Annotated in this window: 17 protein-coding genes; 9 read left to right on the forward strand and 8 right to left on the reverse strand. The window is 70.1% G+C overall.

Going from position 1 to position 15,390, the window contains the following annotated elements; all coding sequences use genetic code 11:
- Positions 1–30: 30 nt before the first annotated feature.
- From FR742_RS27310 to dapA, 3 genes are all read right to left on the reverse strand, one after another.
- Positions 31–297: a hypothetical protein gene (locus tag FR742_RS27310; protein ID WP_148033587.1), complete on the reverse strand. Its 267-nt coding sequence runs from the start codon at positions 295–297 to the stop codon at positions 31–33.
- 556 nt (positions 298–853) lie between these two features.
- Positions 854–2,539 carry a ribonuclease J gene (locus tag FR742_RS27315; RefSeq protein ID WP_148033588.1) on the reverse strand — a complete coding sequence of 562 codons (1,686 nt, stop codon included), beginning with the start codon at positions 2,537–2,539 and terminating at the stop codon, positions 854–856.
- Between the two features lie 54 nt (positions 2,540–2,593).
- The gene (gene dapA, locus FR742_RS27320) at positions 2,594–3,511 is read right to left on the reverse strand and encodes a 4-hydroxy-tetrahydrodipicolinate synthase (RefSeq protein ID WP_148033589.1); all 918 of its coding nucleotides are present in this window, start codon (positions 3,509–3,511) and stop codon (positions 2,594–2,596) included.
- 577 nt (positions 3,512–4,088) lie between these two features.
- On the opposite strand from dapA, the gene FR742_RS27325 reads away from it, so the two are divergent.
- Together FR742_RS27325 and FR742_RS27330 are read left to right on the forward strand one after the other, a co-directional pair.
- Positions 4,089–4,805: a GntR family transcriptional regulator gene (locus FR742_RS27325; RefSeq protein ID WP_148033590.1), complete on the forward strand. Its 717-nt coding sequence runs from the start codon at positions 4,089–4,091 to the stop codon at positions 4,803–4,805.
- A 405-nt stretch (positions 4,806–5,210) separates the two neighbouring features.
- Positions 5,211–5,867 carry a RadC family protein gene (locus FR742_RS27330; RefSeq protein WP_148033591.1) on the forward strand — a complete coding sequence of 219 codons (657 nt, stop codon included), beginning with the start codon at positions 5,211–5,213 and terminating at the stop codon, positions 5,865–5,867.
- 640 nt (positions 5,868–6,507) lie between these two features.
- Here FR742_RS27330 and FR742_RS27335 read toward each other — a convergent pair.
- Positions 6,508–6,813: a hypothetical protein gene (locus FR742_RS27335; protein ID WP_148033592.1), complete on the reverse strand. Its 306-nt coding sequence runs from the start codon at positions 6,811–6,813 to the stop codon at positions 6,508–6,510.
- Positions 6,814–6,923: 110 nt separating this feature from the next.
- On the opposite strand from FR742_RS27335, the gene FR742_RS27340 reads away from it, so the two are divergent.
- Positions 6,924–7,400, forward strand: a complete 477-nt coding sequence (locus tag FR742_RS27340) for a GntR family transcriptional regulator (RefSeq protein WP_148033593.1) — start codon at positions 6,924–6,926, stop codon at positions 7,398–7,400.
- A 34-nt stretch (positions 7,401–7,434) separates the two neighbouring features.
- On the forward strand, positions 7,435–7,956 hold the full coding sequence (locus tag FR742_RS27345; protein WP_148033594.1) for a GntR family transcriptional regulator: 522 nt from the start codon (positions 7,435–7,437) through the stop codon (positions 7,954–7,956).
- On the opposite strand, the gene FR742_RS27350 is transcribed toward FR742_RS27345, so the two are convergent.
- The 3 genes from FR742_RS27350 to FR742_RS27360 all read right to left on the reverse strand — a co-directional run bounded on the left by FR742_RS27350 (position 7,878) and on the right by FR742_RS27360 (position 10,346).
- Positions 7,878–8,294, reverse strand: a complete 417-nt coding sequence (locus FR742_RS27350) for an ASCH domain-containing protein (protein ID WP_148033595.1) — start codon at positions 8,292–8,294, stop codon at positions 7,878–7,880. The two genes, FR742_RS27345 and FR742_RS27350, sit on opposite strands and share 79 nt — an antisense overlap.
- 64 nt (positions 8,295–8,358) lie before the next feature.
- Entirely contained in the window at positions 8,359–9,381 is a 1,023-nt protein-coding gene (locus FR742_RS27355) for a hypothetical protein (RefSeq protein ID WP_148033596.1), read from the reverse strand.
- A 44-nt stretch (positions 9,382–9,425) separates the two neighbouring features.
- Positions 9,426–10,346 carry a DMT family transporter gene (locus FR742_RS27360; protein WP_148033597.1) on the reverse strand — a complete coding sequence of 307 codons (921 nt, stop codon included), beginning with the start codon at positions 10,344–10,346 and terminating at the stop codon, positions 9,426–9,428.
- Here FR742_RS27360 and FR742_RS27365 point away from each other — a divergent pair.
- The 5 genes from FR742_RS27365 to FR742_RS27385 all read left to right on the forward strand — a co-directional run bounded on the left by FR742_RS27365 (position 10,345) and on the right by FR742_RS27385 (position 14,755).
- Positions 10,345–11,739 (forward strand): PLP-dependent aminotransferase family protein, encoded by a 1,395-nt coding sequence (locus tag FR742_RS27365; protein ID WP_148033598.1) that lies wholly within the window; start codon positions 10,345–10,347, stop codon positions 11,737–11,739. The two genes, FR742_RS27360 and FR742_RS27365, sit on opposite strands and share 2 nt — an antisense overlap.
- Before the next feature lie 67 nt (positions 11,740–11,806).
- Positions 11,807–12,322, forward strand: coding sequence for a CGNR zinc finger domain-containing protein (locus FR742_RS27370; RefSeq protein ID WP_148033599.1), 516 nt, complete (start codon positions 11,807–11,809; stop codon positions 12,320–12,322).
- A gap of 44 nt (positions 12,323–12,366) precedes the next feature.
- Positions 12,367–12,975: a GNAT family N-acetyltransferase gene (locus FR742_RS27375; RefSeq protein ID WP_148033600.1), complete on the forward strand. Its 609-nt coding sequence runs from the start codon at positions 12,367–12,369 to the stop codon at positions 12,973–12,975.
- A 13-nt stretch (positions 12,976–12,988) separates the two neighbouring features.
- A complete protein-coding gene (locus FR742_RS27380) occupies positions 12,989–13,864 on the forward strand; it encodes a 1,4-dihydroxy-2-naphthoate polyprenyltransferase (RefSeq protein WP_148033601.1) in 876 nt (291 codons plus the stop codon).
- 174 nt (positions 13,865–14,038) lie between these two features.
- Positions 14,039–14,755, forward strand: a complete 717-nt coding sequence (locus FR742_RS27385) for a GAF and ANTAR domain-containing protein (protein WP_148033602.1) — start codon at positions 14,039–14,041, stop codon at positions 14,753–14,755.
- A gap of 25 nt (positions 14,756–14,780) precedes the next feature.
- Here FR742_RS27385 and FR742_RS27390 read toward each other — a convergent pair whose 3' ends face one another.
- Positions 14,781–15,263, reverse strand: coding sequence for a GNAT family N-acetyltransferase (locus FR742_RS27390; protein ID WP_148033603.1), 483 nt, complete (start codon positions 15,261–15,263; stop codon positions 14,781–14,783).
- Positions 15,264–15,390 lie beyond the last annotated feature (127 nt).

Below are 15,390 nucleotides of genomic sequence, written 5' to 3' on the forward strand. Positions count from 1 at the left end.
GCATCGCCATATGCCAGCCGTGGGCAGGCCTCAGCCCGGTCCGCTCGCCGGCAGCGTAGCGATCGTCTGAAGGAGGCCTGCCAGGTGATGATCAGACTGCTGCGACAGGAGCCCGCCAAAATGCACGGCGAGCGATTCCGGCTCATCGGCGCCCGCAGCGAGCGCGCCGACGCAACGGCCCCATCCGCCTATCGGCATCGGAAGCAACGGCGAGAAGCGCACACCGCGGATCACCACACGCCATGCCCAGCCCTGGACTTCAACATTGGCACCATCGAGCAGTTCCGCCGCGCACATGACATGCTCCGTCGGCTCCGCACCGACGCGGGACGGGAAATATCAACGCCGCGCGGACGCCGGACAGAACCGATTAACGCCGTGCCGACACGGGATGGGACCCATCGACGCCGCGCGGACCCCGGACAAAACCCATCACCACCATGCCGACGCAGGACGGACCCCATCAACACCGTGTCGATGCGTAACGGGGACCCATCGACGCCGCGCGAGCTCAGGGCGGGAACCGTCCAACAGCCGGACTTCCTGCCAGGTGCACCATGACGGGGACTCGGCCGCAGCCTCACGCGCGTCCGCCGAGGCCGGAGCGGACCTGATGATTGTCCACTTGCGAACCCGTACCACCCGCGGCGCTGAACCCGCTGGCGGCAGCCCTGCAGGGGAGCTTGCCCGGCCACAGGCCCATCCCTCGAGCTCACCTAACGTGGCGAGACAGGACGTGAAGATCCTTATGTACTTCAGTCAGGGCTGGGAACGCCTTCTCAGCACGAAGATCAACACACCCTTCGTCCCGCCGGTACGGCAGGCGGGTGTGCCTGCCGTACCGGTGCGTTGCTCAGACCTCGACCACCACAGGGATGATCATCGGGCGGCGGCGGTAGGTGTCGCTCACCCAGCGCCCCACCGTGCGGCGCACCACACGACGGATCTCCTGCATGTCGACCACCCCGTCGGCGGCCTTGTCCTGGAGAGCCCTCTCGATCTGCGGGATGAACTCCTCGAACTGCGCCGGGTCGATGCCCGAGCCGCGCGCGTGGATCTCAGGCCCGGCGGTGAGCTTGCCGGTGCTCGAGTCGACCACGACGACGACGGAGATGAACCCCTCGTCGCCCAGGATCCTGCGGTCCTTCAGCGACACGTCCGTGATCTCGCCGACCGACGAGCCGTCCACGTACACGTAACCGGCGTGCACCGCGCCGACGATCTTGGCGCGGCCGTCGACGAGGTCGACGACGACGCCGTCCTCGGCGATCACGATGTGGTCCTCGGGCACGCCGGTGAGCGAGGCCAGCTTGGCGTGCGCCCGCAGGTGCCGCCACTCTCCGTGAACCGGCATGAAGTTGGAGGGCCGGGTCAGGTTCAGCACGTAGAGCAGCTCGCCGGCTGCCGCGTGACCGGAGACGTGCACCTTGGCGTTGCCCTTGTGCACGACGCGGGCGCCCCACCGGGAGAGCCCGTTGATCACCTTGTTGACCGCGGTCTCGTTACCCGGCACCAGCGACGACGCGAGCAGGACCGTGTCGCCCTCGGTGATGCGGATGGGATGGTCGCGGTTCGCCATCCTCGACAGAGCCGCCATCGGCTCGCCCTGAGAGCCGGTGCAGATCAGCACCACGTCCTGCGGCGGCCACTGTTCGATGTCGCGGGAGTCGACGACGAGGTCCGGCGGCACATTGAGGTAGCCCAGGTCGCGGGCGACCCCCATGTTGCGCACCATCGAGCGGCCGACGAGCGCGACCTTGCGGCCGTGCTTGGCCGCGGCGTCGATGACCTGCTGGATGCGGTGGACGTGCGAGGCGAAGCTCGCCACGATCACACGCTGCTCGGAGGTACGGATGACCTCGTCGATGACCGGGCCGATCTCCCGCTCACTGGTGACGAACCCCGGCACTTCGGCGTTCGTCGAGTCGGACATCAGCAGGTCGACGCCCTCGCTGCCGAGCCGGGCGAACCCGCCCAGGTCGGTGAGCCTGCCGTCGCTCGGCAACTGGTCCATCCGGAAGTCGCCGGTGTGGAGCACGATGCCGGCGGGCGTCCTGATCGCCACCGCCAGAGCATCCGGGATGGAGTGGTTGACCGCCAGGAACTCGCAGTCGAACGGCCCCAGCGTGCGCCGCTCACCCTCCACCACCTGGTTCTTCACCGGCTGGATCCGGTGTTCGGTGAGCTTCGCCTCGATCAGCGCCAAGGTGAGCTTGGAGCCGACGAGGGGAATGTCCCGCCGCTCGCGCAGCAGGTAGGGCACCGCCCCGATGTGATCCTCGTGGGCGTGTGTCAGGACGATGGCCTCGATCTGGTCGAGCCGGTCCCTGATGTAGTCGAAGTCGGGCAGGATCAGGTCGACACCCGGCTGTTCGGGCTCGGGGAAGAGCACCCCGCAGTCGACGATCAGCAGCCGGCCGTCGTACTCGAAGACCGCCATGTTTCTGCCGATCTCACCCAGCCCGCCCAGCGCGACGATGCGCAGGCCGCCTTCAGGCAGCGCCGGAGGAGGGCCGAGATCAGGATGCGGATGGCTCATGCCCGGCCCCCATGGTCAAATCGCGTTCTCAAAACTCGCAATTCCTCCCCGTTTCTAGATATCTGCCAACTTCACCCCGCCGGCCACCAGGCAAGCACGCAGCTCGGCGATTTGCTTTTCCGTCGCGGGCACGAGCGGCAGGCGCACGGGCCCGACCGGCATGCCGACCATGTCCAGTGCGGCCTTCGTCATGATCGCGCCGCCCGCGCTCATCATGATCCCTTCGACCACGGGCGCCACCTGGCGGTGGATCGCGCGCGCCTGCTCGACATCGCCGTTGCGATGGAGCTGGATCATGCGGGCGAGCTGGGCGCCCACCACGTGCCCGATCACGCTGACGAAGCCCGCCGCGCCGAGCGAGAGCCAGGCCAGGTTGAGCAGGTCGTCGCCGGAGTAGAAGACGAGATCGGTGGCGATCATCACCTGGCTGCCGCCGAAGAGGTCGCCCTTGGCGTCCTTGACGGCGACGATGCGGTCGTGCTGAGCCAGCCTGATCAGCGTCGTCGTCTTGATCGGCACCCCACTGCGCCCCGGGATGTCATAGAGCATGACCGGAAGTTCCGTGGCATCGGCCACGGCGGTGAAGTGCCGGTACAGACCCTCCTGGGGAGGCTTGCTGTAGTACGGGGTCACCACGAGGAGGCCGTGAGCGCCTTCGCGCGCGGCCTGCCGCGCGAGCTCGACGCTGTGGCGGGTGTCATTGGTGCCGGCCCCGGCCACCACGGTCGCCCGGTCGCCGACGGCCTCGAGGACCGTGCTGAGCAGGCGGGCCTTCTCCTCGTCGGAGGTGGTGGGGGATTCGCCGGTCGTCCCGCTGACGATCAGGCCGTCGTTGTGCTGCTCGTCCACCAGATAGGTGGCGAGCCGCCGCGCCGCCTGGTAGTCGACCGCGCCATCAGACGTGAACGGCGTGACCATGGCGGTCAGCATGCGGCCGAAGGGCGCGTCGGAGGTTCCTGTTGGCGATGCCATAGTGCGAACGCTACCTGGATTCCGAAATCCATTGGACGCCGCCACCCCGTTTTGCCTGCCTGGAGCCGCCTTTTGTCACCCCGTCCTCCGGCATTCCCGTGCACACCCAGCCTCTGCGGCCTCACCGTCAACGCCTACTTACCCGCGGCGCGGCGTCTCCAGCCACCCGGGAGCCGGGGATCGGTCGCGGTCACAGGCGAGGTCAACGATCGGACCGTGCTGGTTGACCCAATCGGCAGTTGGCCAGGACATCCAGCGAGAGATCGTCCGCGCCAGCGCCATTCACCCCGGGCCCGGGCGGGCGGCTTCGCACGGCCCACCGGCTGCGCAAACTCACCCGGACAAGAGGTGGCTCGGAGGGCCACATAGGAAGAGGCCGCCGATATGTGCTCGGGGGTACACACATCGACGACCTCTACCGGAGAATCGGCACCCCTTACACCGGCGTTACAGGGTTTCTCCGATAATTTTCCGCTATCGCAAAGTTGGGGCTCCAGCAGTCATCGATGACGGTCGGTTACCTGCCGAATACGGCAACATGGGGCAACGCCTCACACGAACCTCCAGGGATGGACTAGTGGCCACCTCAGATCCGGTCTACTTGCGTGTCGTCGAAGACATCCGGCGACAGATCCATGACGGCACCCTTCCTCCCGGCGCGCTCATCCCGTCACGGGCCCAGCTGACCCGCAAGTACCAGGTCGGCGAGACCGCCGCCCGCCACGCTCTCCGTGTTCTGGCCAGCGAAGGGCTCATCATCGGCCGCATCGGTTCCGGCCACTATGTGAGAGAACGATCCGAGCTCACTCCACTGCACCGGTGGCGGTTCCTCGATCGCCCCACCCCTTTCGCGGCGGACCTGCAGTCGCAGGGCTGGCGGGTGACCTGGGACTGGCACAGCGAGCCCGCAGAAGCAGGCCCCGACCTCGCCAGACGGCTGCGGGTCGACGAATCGACGACCGTGACGCGCACCCACTACGTCTTCCGCGGCGACGGCCGGCCGTTGCAACTGGCGACGGCGTACGAGCCACTGGAGTTCGCGCCCCACTCGGAGGAGGAGCGGCGCAGCCTGGTCGCGAGGATGTACGCGCACGGCGTGAAGATCACCGAAGTCGTGGAGAGCATCCACACCCGCGCGCCTCGTCCCAGCGAGAGCGAGGCCCTCGACCTGCCGGTCGGCGTGCACGTCCTCCACGTCGAACGCACCCACTGGGCCGGCGACCGTCCGGTGGAGACCAGCGACATCATCCTGCCGGGCGACCGGTTCCGCATGGTCTACAGCATGCCCGTCTGACGCCGGACCCGGAGTCGCCACAAGCTCCGGGGGGCCTCCTCAGTCATCGTCCCTTCGCCCTCGGGACCTGGTGACTTCGCCGTACGACCCATGGCCGGCGTCCTCGAAGAGACGCGTGAGAAGGAGCCGGCCCCAGGACCGTCCCCGACGACGTGACTGACGAACCGTGACCGGCGTCCTCGCGGAGACGCGTGAGAAGGAGCCGGCCCAAGAACCCTCCCCGACGACGTGACCTCGGCCGTCGTCGGCAGGCCGCCTGACGCCGGCCTGCCAAGCGGCAGAACAACCCGTCCATCTCGCCTTCTGCAGGCGCGATGGGGGCCTTTCGGGCATCGGGATGAGCCGTGTAAGCGCAGGTCAAAGGTTGTCGGTAGGCGTTGATACAACCGTTCCCGGAGGTGGGGCATGCGGGTCAAAGATCTGCCGAGGCGCGAACGGCCACGGGAGCGGCTGATGGAGAGCGGGGCGGCGGCGCTGGCCGATCGGGAGTTGCTGGCGGTGCTGCTCGGGTCCGGGTTCCGGGGGGCGAGCGCGATGGATCTGGCCGCGCGGGTGATCGCGCACTGCGGAGACCTGGACGCTCTGGTCCGGTCGGAGCCGCATCGGCTGCTCGCCGTGCCGGGGGTGGGGCCGGCCAAGGCGGCGCGCGTGGCGGCGGCGTTCCATCTGATCCGGCGTGCGGACGCGGAGCCGGAGCGGGCCAGGGTCACCTGCACGGCGGATCTGGCGGCAGTGGCCGCGCCCCTGTTGCGGGGGCACGCGCACGAGCGGCTGGTGGTGGTCGTGTGCGACGTCCGCGGCGCGGTGCTGCGCCGGACGGTGATGACCGAGGGCGGCACCGACCATACGACGGTCCCGGTCCGCGAGATCGTCGCAGCGGTGCTCAGGTCCGGCGGTGCGCTGTTCGGGTTGGCGCACAACCACCCGAGCGGGTCGCTGGATCCCAGCGAAGCCGACGTGGTGGCGACGCGCCGCCTCGCGGAAGCCGCCGAGACGGTGGGCCTGCGGTTCCTCGATCACCTCATCGTCACGGACTCCGCTTGGCGGCGCGTCCACGTATGAGGCGACATTCGGTTGCGTCCCCACACATTTACCACGGAAATTCCGCGCACAACGGAGACCAGTCGCTCGCGACCCTAAACCGCATGATCCCTATGAAAGCGCGGAAGCCCAGCCGGGCCAGGGAAAGGCATGGCATCCTCATTCTCGCGGGACGGCCGTTTGGACGTCATCGGCCTTCACCCGTGCGTGGTTCCGTGTCCACCGGAGGGCGCGGGGCCATGTTCACCGCTGCCGGGCATTCTCACTGCGGTCGAAGGCAATCCGTATCGTGGACGAGAGTGCCGGACGGGCATGTCACCCGGCAGCGAGCCAATCTGTCGGCCGATCACCAGGTGACCGGCCGGCAGGGCTCAACCCGCGCGGTTTCTGTCCGGTGTCGCGCGGGGCTCCGGTCCCCTCCTCTGGTTCTCGGCGCCGGGTGGCAGCCCGGCGCCGAGAACCGCCACAAGCAGGAGGCAGCGCGCCCGATGAAGGAGCAGCGCGCCCGCGCGCTCAACGAGGAGAGCTCGGCGTACACGCCTCGCGCCGACGGGGTTCCCCTCACCGCTCAACGAGCAGATCGATCTGTTCTTCGCCGTAGCCCTTGAGTTGGACCCGGCAGGTGCAAGGAGCTGGGATGACACCTGCCGGGAGTTCGAGGTCAGCGGGCTTCGCCGCGCAGCAGCTCTCCCCAGAGGGTGTCGATGACCGCCGAGGTGGACCACCGCGACTCCTCCACCACCAGCCGCCCGTTCGGCCTGCTGATCCGCCTGATGAACCGCAGCCCTCCCGCCTGACACAGCTCATAGACGATGGGCCGGCAGTCGCACGTGTAGTCGCGCACCTTCACCCGCTCGGTGCGCGGCACCGCGGGAAGCCAGTCGATCGAGCCGTAGCCACCCACCACCTGGTAGACGTGCTTGCCCACGCAGTCGACACGCGCCTCGCGAGATTGAGGATCCACCATGTCGGCACTATACGTCTAGTTGTCTTCTTCAGGGAGAGGGACATTTTATTTGGCCTTACTGGGTGGAGCGTTATGTCAGGCCTCGTCCGCCTTCGCCTATCTTTCTGTACGTGCTCGACTATGATGGAGACACCCATCTCTACCTGCAGATCGCGGAGATCCTCCGGCAGCGGGTCTCCGGTCTGACCTCCGGCCATCCGGTGCCGAGCGAGGCCGACATCCAGCACGAGTTCGGCGTCGCCCGTACCACCGCCCGGCGGGCCATCCACATTCTCCGCGAGGAAGGCCTCATCTACACGGTCCAGGGCGAGGGCACATTCGTCGGCGCCCCGGACGAAGCACCACGCAAGCCGCGCAAGGCACCGCTGTACCGCCAGATCGCCGGCGATCTCGTCGACCAGATCAAAGCCGGCCGGTACGCTCCCCGGCGCCCGATCCCAGCTGAGACCACGCTGCTCCAGCAGTACGAGTGCGCCCGCGAAACCGTACGCAGAGCCATGGCGCTCCTCCGCGAGCAAGGATGGATCTACACAGTCCCGCAACGGGGCAGCTACGTGTCCCCTCGGGATTCCTGGCCCGAACACTGATTCGACTGGTCGTGGGTCCGCCTAGACTTGACGGGTGCTCGATCGTGAGGGCCCTGTCCCCCTATACGCGCAGGTGGCTGACATCATCGAGGCCCGCATCCGCAGCGGGGAGCTTCGCGACGGCGATCCGGTGCCCAGCGAGGCCGCCATGGAAACCGGCTTCGCGATTGCCAGGACCACCGCACGCCGGGTGGCCAGGGAACTGCGCGATCGCGGGCTGGCCTACACGGTGCAGGGCGAAGGCACCTTCGTCGGCCCTCCCGACGTCCCTCGGCAGCGCAGGACCGTTCCCATCTCCCGGCAGATCGCGGCGGACATCGCCGAACGCATCTGTAACGGAGAGCTCCGGCCGAACCGCTCGATCCCCAGCGAGAAGTGGCTGATGAGGCATTACGGCGTGGCGAAAGTGACGGCCCGAGCGGTTGCCGCTCACCTCCGCGAGCAGGGGTGGGTCTTCACGGTGCCCTACCGCGGGACCTACGTCTCGCCCGAGGAGCGCTGGCCCACCACGCGGAATGACAGGCAGACCACCGTGGTCGAGTCGTCCACCTCGTAGCCTTCCTCGCGCCAGTAGTCACGATGCGCCTCGCGCCAGTGGCCGATGTCCCGGAAGCCCTCGCCCTCCGCCTGGGCGAACTCCCAGGGCACCTCGGCGAACGGCATCAGCCGCACCTCGGTCACCTCCAGGGTGGCCACCTGGTCCCCGGAGTCGCCGACGAGCGCGAGCCGCTCCCCCACGTGCTCCAGTTCCTCGCCCTCACGCTCGTAGTCGAGCTCCAGCAGCCCGGCCGTCGCGCGTTTGGCGCCGGCCAGCACCAGGTCGGTCAGCGTGGTGCGCATCTCGCCGGGCAGGCCGAGCTCGACGACGCGCAGGCCGTTCTTCCGTCCCCACATGACCCCGCCCCACATGAACCCAGCCGCATGAACCCCGCCGCGTGAACAAGCCACAACGGACCGGTCAGAATACCGGGATGATGTCCTGCGGGTCGATGATGTCCACCGCCACACCTTCCAGGTCGAGCTCGGGGATCGCGGGGAAGGCGATGCCCCAGCGTTCGACGATGGCGCGGATCCTCGCCATGGCCACCCGCCAGTTCTCCGCCTGCTCCTCGTACGTGAGCAGGCCCAGGCCGGCGTCGCGGGCGTGGTCCATGAGCACGCGGTGGTTGGCCAGGAAGTAGGGCGGCAGCTCCCAGAAGCCCTCCGGCGGCTCCCAGAGGATCATCGACAGGAACACGAACCCGGCGCGCAGCTGGCGGGTGATGAGGCCGCGGGTCTGGTCGTCGAGCCCGGGCCACTCGTTCTCCAGGATCGTCATGCAGATCTGGAGGTGACGCGACTCGTCGCGCCCGATGCGCTTGAACATCTCGTCGAACACGGGATGCCGCGTGCCCGACGCCATGCCGCGGAACAGCGTGGAGGCGGCCATCTCGCCCATCATGAAGCTGGTGAAGAGCACCGGGAGCGAGTAGCGGCCGACGGCCGAGCTGTAGCCGGTCCAGTAGCGGCCGCCGTTGTGGTAGAGCCAGCCGATGTTGTTGTGGGCGGCTCTCTCCAGGTCGTCGGCCGGTTCCCAGTCGAGCGGGCCGCCGGGCCAGAGGCGGGCGATGGTGCGCTGGCAGCACTCCTCGTGGTTCATCTCGTCACGGGTGATCGAGAAGAAGCACTTCCTGACCGGGTCCTCCTCGTGCTTCTCGAACGCCTGGATGGTGGCCCGGGCGAACACGGCCGGGCCCGAGGCGTCGAAGTTGGCGAGCACGGCGAACCAGTACATGATGCCGAGCCGCTGCTCACGGGTGAAGTCGGCCGGGTCGAGGTCGTCCCATGGAAGGTCGGCCGGGTTCCAGACCAGGCGCTTGGACTTCTCGTATATCGCCGCGAGCTTCTCGGTCTCGACCCGCCATTCCATCGGGTAGATGTTGGGTTGCGGGATCTCCGGCGCCGGCCAGAAGCCGCCTTCGGGGATCGTGAGGTCCGCCATGTGTGACACCTCCTCTCCCATCCTGCGGCGCGGTGTCACGGCTTTCAAGTACGGGCGCGCTGGGTGATGGCCACGCACACGAGCACCGCCAGTGCCGCCGCCACGGTGGCCGCCCCGTACCTCTCGCCCATCAGGAACCACGCCCACACGAGCGTCAGCAGCGGCTGGGTCAGCTGCGTCTGACCGGCGCGGGCGATGCCGCCCCTGGCCAGGCCCGCGTACCAGGGGAAGAAGCCGAGGAACATGGAGATCAGCCCCACGTACGCGAAGCCCGCGAGGGCGGCGGGCGTGGGCGCGACCGGCGTGACGGCGGCCAGGACGGCGCTGACGGGAACGGTGATCGGGAGTGACAGGACCAGCGCGTACGAGATGACCTGCCAGCCGGGCGTGTGTCTGGCGAGCCGCCCGCCTTCGGTGTAGCCGACGGCGGCCGACAGCAGGGCGCCGACCAGGAGGAGGTCCGGCCAGGCCGCCGCAGCCGAGCCCCGGGTCAGGGTGAAGGCGGTGATGGCGAGTGCCCCCGCCACGCAGGCCGCCCAGAACACTGGCCGGGGCCGTTCGCCGGCCCGCAGGACGGCGCAGACGGCGGTCGCGGCGGGGAGCAGGCCGATGACGACGGCGGCGTGCGCGGTGCTCGCGCCGAGGTCCAAGGCCAGGCCGCTGAAGACGGGGAAGCCGAAGACCACGCCGAGGGAGATGAGCCCGTACGCGCGCCAGTGCGGGCGCGGCGGCAGCAGGGGCAGCCGGGCGGCTTTGAGGCACACGAGCGCGACGGCCCCGGCGATGGCGGCCCGGCCGACCGCGACGAGCCAGGGGTCGAAGCCCTCCATGGCGTAGACGGTGGCGGGGAAGGAGCCGGAGAAGGCGAGCACGCCGAGGAAGGCGAGCCAGGTGCCCCCGCCCGGGGCCGCGCGGTCCGGGATCGCTATCCCGTCAGGGACAGTAGCGCTATTCTTACCTCTCATGGAGAACGATAGCAGTATCGCGCAGATCGCCGCGATGCTGCGGGACGAGATCACCCGGCTCCGGCCGGGCGATCGGCTGCCGTCCAGCCGGGAGATCATGCGGCGGCACGCGGTGAGCCCCGTGACGGTGTCGCGGGCGCTAGGGCAGCTCGCCGCCGAGGGAAAGGTGATCACGAAGCCGGGCAGCGGGGCGTTCGTGGCACCGCGGCGGGAGCCGGTACGGGACGCCGCCGACCTCTCGTGGCAGACGGTGGCGCTCGGCGACCGGGTGGTGGACGACGACCCCATGACGGCGCTGCTCGCCCGCGCCCCCGAGGGGGTGGTGCCGCTGACCGGCGGCTATCTGCCCCCGGGGCTGCGGCCCGACAAGCAGCTCGCGGCGGCGGCCACCCGGGCGATGCGCAGGCCGGGCGTCTGGGGGATGCCGCCGCTGAACGGGGTGGACGAGCTGCGCCGGTGGTTCGCGTCCCAGGCGGGCGGTGACGTGACGGCCGCGGACGCTCTGATCGTCAGCGGCGGGCAGGCGGCGCTCAGCCACGCCTTCCGCGCCCTGGCCGCGCCGGGGACCCAGGTGCTGGTGGAGACCCCGACCTACCCGGGTGCGCTGGCCGCGGCCAAGGCGGCCGGGCTGCGCGCCACGGCGGTGCCGGTGGACCGTGACGGCGTGCGGCCCGACCTGCTGGCGGAGGCGTTCGCGGTGACGGGGGCGCGGGTGTTCCTGTGCCAGCCGACGCTGCAGAACCCCACCGGCGCCACCCTCACCCTCGAACGCCGCCGCCAGGTGCTGGAGGTGGCCAGGGCGGCCGGCGCGTTCGTCATCGAGGACGACTACGCCCGGTGGCTGACCCGGCAGGCGCCGCCGTCCCTGGTCTCCGTGGACACGCACGGGACCGTGGTGCACATCCACTCGCTCACCAAGATCCTCTCGCCGAGCATGCGGCTGGCGGCGATGGTCGCGCGCGGCCCGGCGGCCCACCGGCTGCGGGCCGGCCAGCTCGTGGAGTCGTTCTTCCCCGCGCGGCCGTTGCAGGAGGCGGCGCTGGAGTTCGTCGGGTCACCGGCCTGGCGGCGGCACCTGGCCTCGGTGCACGCCGAGATCGCCACCCGCCGCGACGCGCTCGCCGCGGCGCTGGCCGCCTGGATGCCGTGGGCGGAGCCGTACGTGCTGCCGATCGGGGGGATGCACCTGTGGCTGCGGCTGCCCGCGCAGACCGACGAGCGGGCGCTGGTGGAGGCGGCCAAGCGGGACGGGGTGCTGGTGAGCGCGGGCCGGATGTACTTCCCCGCGGAGCCGCCCGGCCCGCACCTCCGGGTGACGCACATCGCGGCGGCCAACGTGGCGGAGCTGGCCGAGGGCGTCCGGCGGCTCGCCGGCGCGCTGCCGCCCGCCTGACGTCCGGGCGGAATCGGCGGGATGCCGCCTTGGACATAGAAGATCACGAAGCGAGTAGAGTGTTCCCATGGTGGCGTCGGCCGAGTTGGTGCGCGATTTCGTGAACACCTACGACGTCGAGGCCGACGCCGACGACCTGGGCACCCCCTCCGAGCTCGCCCTGTGGCTGCGGGAGCGGGCGCTCGCCGGTCCGGGCGACCGGGCCGGCGACGACGATCTCGCGCTGGCGGTGGCGCTGCGGGAAGGGCTCAGGGAGGCGCTGCGGCGCGGCCCTGAGCCGGTGGAGCTGCCGCTGCTGCCGTTACGGGTGACCGTGGGGCGGCGGCCGGAGCTGGCGCCGATCGGCGGCGGGGTGACGGCCGGGCTGGCCGTGATCGCGGCGGGGGTGATCGGCGGTTCCTGGGACCGGCTGAAGGTGTGCGCCGAGGAGACGTGTCAGTGGGCGTTCATCGACTCCTCCCGGAACCGTTCCCGATCATGGTGTTCCATGCGGGTCTGCGGTAACCGCACTAAAACGCGGGCATACCGGGCGAGGAAGCAGGGTTCGCGTCCTCGCCCAGGGTCAAACACCGATACGGTGTAACTCGTGCCTTGTGGCATGAACAGCAGGCGAAGGAGCGGGCCGAGATGGCAGACGTAGGCGTCCGGGCGGCCCGGCGCGAGGATGTGCTCCAGGTGGCGAATGTGCAGGTGCGCGCCTGGCGCTACGGCTACCGGGAGTTCCTGCCCGAGGGTCCACTCGAGCAGATGACAGGCCCGGCGGCCGAGAAGATGTGGCTGCGCCAGTGGGACGAGGCGATCGCCGCCCCGCCCACGTCCCGGCACCGCGTGCTGGTGGCGGTGGAGACCATCCTCGACACGGAGGGCTTCCCCGCGCTGGGTGTGGGGGGCGCCAACATGCCGATGACACCGCGCGGCGGCGAACGGGTGGTGGGCCTGGCCTCCCACTCCCCCGCCGAGGACCCGGACCTCGACCCCACCGAGGTGGCCGAGATGCTGACGCTGCTGGTCGACCCCGACTTCGTGCGGCGCGGCCACGGCAGCCGCCTGCTCAACGCCACCGTCGACTATCTTCGTGAGGACGGCTACCGGCAGATCGCCACCTGGGTGTTCGCCGACAACTACCCGGTGCTCGGTTTCCTGGAGTCGGCGGGCTGGGGCGAAGACATGGCCGAGCGGGTGCTCGACATGGGCCGCCCGATCCGCATGGTCAGGCTCACCACCGACATCAGCTAGAGGTCTCTCCCGAATGGCAACTCCTGCTCAATGGCTCGCGGGAGCCCGTCCTCGCACGCTGCCCAACGCGATCGTGCCGGTCATGGCCGGCACCGGCGTGGCGATCGGCGAGGGCGGCTTCAGCTGGTGGCGCGCGGTGCTGGCACTGCTCGTGGCGCTGCTGCTGCAGATCGGCGTCAACTACGCCAACGACTACAGCGACGGCATCCGCGGCACCGACGACCAGCGGGTCGGGCCGATGCGGCTGGTGGGCTCGCGGGCCGCCACCCCGCGCCAGGTGCTGACGGCGGCGCTGGGCTGCTTCGCCGCCGCGGCGGTGCTCGGGCTGGTCCTGGTCGTGGTCACGCGGGCGTGGTGGGTGCTGCTGGTGGGCGCCGCCGCGATCGCCGCCGCCTGGTTCTACACCGGCGGCAGCCGCCCGTACGGCTACCGCGCGCTGGGCGAGGCGGCCGTGTTCGTGTTCTTCGGCGTGGTGCCGGTGGTCGGCACCGCGTTCGTACAGACCGAGCAGCTGTCGTGGGCGGCGCTGGCGGCGTCGGTCCCGGTCGGGCTCCTGTCGTGCTCGATGCTGGTGGTCAACAACCTGCGCGACGTCGGCACCGACGGCGAGTCGGGCAAGCGGACGCTGGCGGTCGTGCTGGGCGCGCCGCGCACCCGTACGCTCTACGCGGCCTGTCTGGTCGTGCCGTTCGCGGTCGCGCTGGCGATGGTCCCGCTCGCGCCCGCGGCGGCGCTCGCGGTGCTCGCGGCGCCGCTGGCGATCTCACCGGTCCGTACGGTCCTCGCAGGCGCGGTGGGCCCCGCGCTGATCGGAGCCCTGCAGCAGACCGGCAAGCTGCAGATGGCGTACGGGGCGCTCCTGACGATCGGTCTGGCCGTCTCTCTCTGACCTTCGGACGTTACGCTTTCTCCATCAGGGGCAGCCCATGACAAGCACGAGTAAATACTGCAATTTGTGGGATTGACCACTCTGCCGGGCTGCCGGGGGCTAGGTTCCTCATGACTGGTCCGGAGGCTTCGCAGACCCGAGGAAAAGGCGTTGGACCCGCTGAGCACCCTCACCATGACCGCAGAGTTCGAGCAGCCGCTACGCGAGATCCTCACGGTCACGACCCGTGCCATACCCGGCGAAACACTGACCAGCGTCGCCCTGCTCGGGGACGGCGGCCCCTACACCGTGGCGTTCTCCGAGCCCGGCGCGGTGGCCCTGGACACCCTGCAGTTCAGCATCGGCGCGGGCCCGTGCCTGGACGCGATCAAGAGCGGCGAGGCCGTCTGGTCCGACGACCTGGTGTCCGAACCGCGCTGGACCGGCCCGGCGGCCGAGCTCGCCGCCCACGGCGTGCGAAGCGTGTACGCGCAGCCGCTGGCCTTCGACGGCCACGTCCAGGGCACGATCAACCTCTACTCGGAGCGGGCCGGCGGCTTCCCCGCCGAGACCCGGACGGCCGTCACCGTGACGGCAGGGCAGGCCGAGGTGCTGTTCCAGGCCGTGCTGCGGGCGGCCCGGCTGAACGAGGTCATCACCCAGCTCCGCGAGGCCCTCACCACACGGGCGATCATCGACCAGGCGCTCGGCATCGTCATGGCCCGGCGGCAGTGCACCGCCCCCGCCGCCTTCGACATCCTGCGCCGCAGCTCCCAGCGGCGCAACGTGAAGGTGCACCAGGTGGCCGCGGACATCGTGGAGGCGGTCACCGGCCAGCCTCCGCTTCCACCCCACTTCGGCGACCCGCCCGCCACCCGGAACCCCGGCAGCCGCCCGTCTCCCGCTGATTGACCCGGCGGCGGCGTGACAGCGCCCCTCAGCTGAGGAAAAGCCCCATGACCACCCGCGGGGCGACCTCGATGCCCAGCTCGCGCTCCCGCCGCACCAGCTCGCGCAGCTCCGGCCCCCACGACGGCTCGGGCCAGACCTTGAATCCGTGGCGCTCGTACCACGGCGCGTTCCACGGCACGTCCCTGAACGTCGTCAGCGTCACCGCCGGCGCACCGGAGGCGCGGGCGTGATCCAGCATCGCCTCGACCAGCCGCCCGCCGATGCCCTGCCGCATCCGGCCGGGGTGGACGGCGAGCTGCTCCAGGTGGAGGTTGCCGTCGACCCGGGCGAGAAGCGCGAAGCCGGCCGGCGGGTCGCCCTCGACCAGCACCGAGGACGGGTCGCGCACTTCCTCGATCATCGTCGTGCCGGGCGGGAACGTGATGCCCACCTGCTCGAACAGCCCGTCGGCGGCGACCTCCACCGCGACCAGGCCGGGAAGATCGCCGGCGTCAGCCCATCGCACCATGCCGACACGGTCTCACGTGTGCCGGGGCCGGCGCCTCCGGATATTAGGGTTGATGATCGTAGGCTCGGCTGTGCGGCGCCGGGACCCTCTCCTCGACCGTGCCCGCCGACCTCGCCCGAGGTGGTGG

Origin of the sequence: Nonomuraea sp. C10 (assembly GCF_008017515.1) — a bacterium.
Lineage (GTDB): Bacteria > Actinomycetota > Actinomycetes > Streptosporangiales > Streptosporangiaceae > Nonomuraea > Nonomuraea ferruginea.

Coding starts and splice junctions, on each gene's coding strand:
- FR742_RS27310 (WP_148033587.1), bottom strand. CDS start 297: ATGTGCGCGGCGGAACTGCTCGATGGTGCCAATGTTGAAGTCCAGGGC.
- FR742_RS27315 (WP_148033588.1), bottom strand. CDS start 2,539: ATGAGCCATCCGCATCCTGATCTCGGCCCTCCTCCGGCGCTGCCTGAA.
- dapA (WP_148033589.1), bottom strand. CDS start 3,511: ATGGCATCGCCAACAGGAACCTCCGACGCGCCCTTCGGCCGCATGCTG.
- FR742_RS27330 (WP_148033591.1), top strand. CDS start 5,211: ATGCGGGTCAAAGATCTGCCGAGGCGCGAACGGCCACGGGAGCGGCTG.
- FR742_RS27335 (WP_148033592.1), bottom strand. CDS start 6,813: ATGGTGGATCCTCAATCTCGCGAGGCGCGTGTCGACTGCGTGGGCAAG.
- FR742_RS27350 (WP_148033595.1), bottom strand. CDS start 8,294: ATGTGGGGACGGAAGAACGGCCTGCGCGTCGTCGAGCTCGGCCTGCCC.
- FR742_RS27355 (WP_148033596.1), bottom strand. CDS start 9,381: ATGGCGGACCTCACGATCCCCGAAGGCGGCTTCTGGCCGGCGCCGGAG.
- FR742_RS27365 (WP_148033598.1), top strand. CDS start 10,345: ATGGAGAACGATAGCAGTATCGCGCAGATCGCCGCGATGCTGCGGGAC.
- FR742_RS27360 (WP_148033597.1), bottom strand. CDS start 10,346: ATGAGAGGTAAGAATAGCGCTACTGTCCCTGACGGGATAGCGATCCCG.
- FR742_RS27370 (WP_148033599.1), top strand. CDS start 11,807: ATGGTGGCGTCGGCCGAGTTGGTGCGCGATTTCGTGAACACCTACGAC.
- FR742_RS27375 (WP_148033600.1), top strand. CDS start 12,367: ATGGCAGACGTAGGCGTCCGGGCGGCCCGGCGCGAGGATGTGCTCCAG.
- FR742_RS27380 (WP_148033601.1), top strand. CDS start 12,989: ATGGCAACTCCTGCTCAATGGCTCGCGGGAGCCCGTCCTCGCACGCTG.
- FR742_RS27385 (WP_148033602.1), top strand. CDS start 14,039: ATGACCGCAGAGTTCGAGCAGCCGCTACGCGAGATCCTCACGGTCACG.
- FR742_RS27390 (WP_148033603.1), bottom strand. CDS start 15,263: ATGGTGCGATGGGCTGACGCCGGCGATCTTCCCGGCCTGGTCGCGGTG.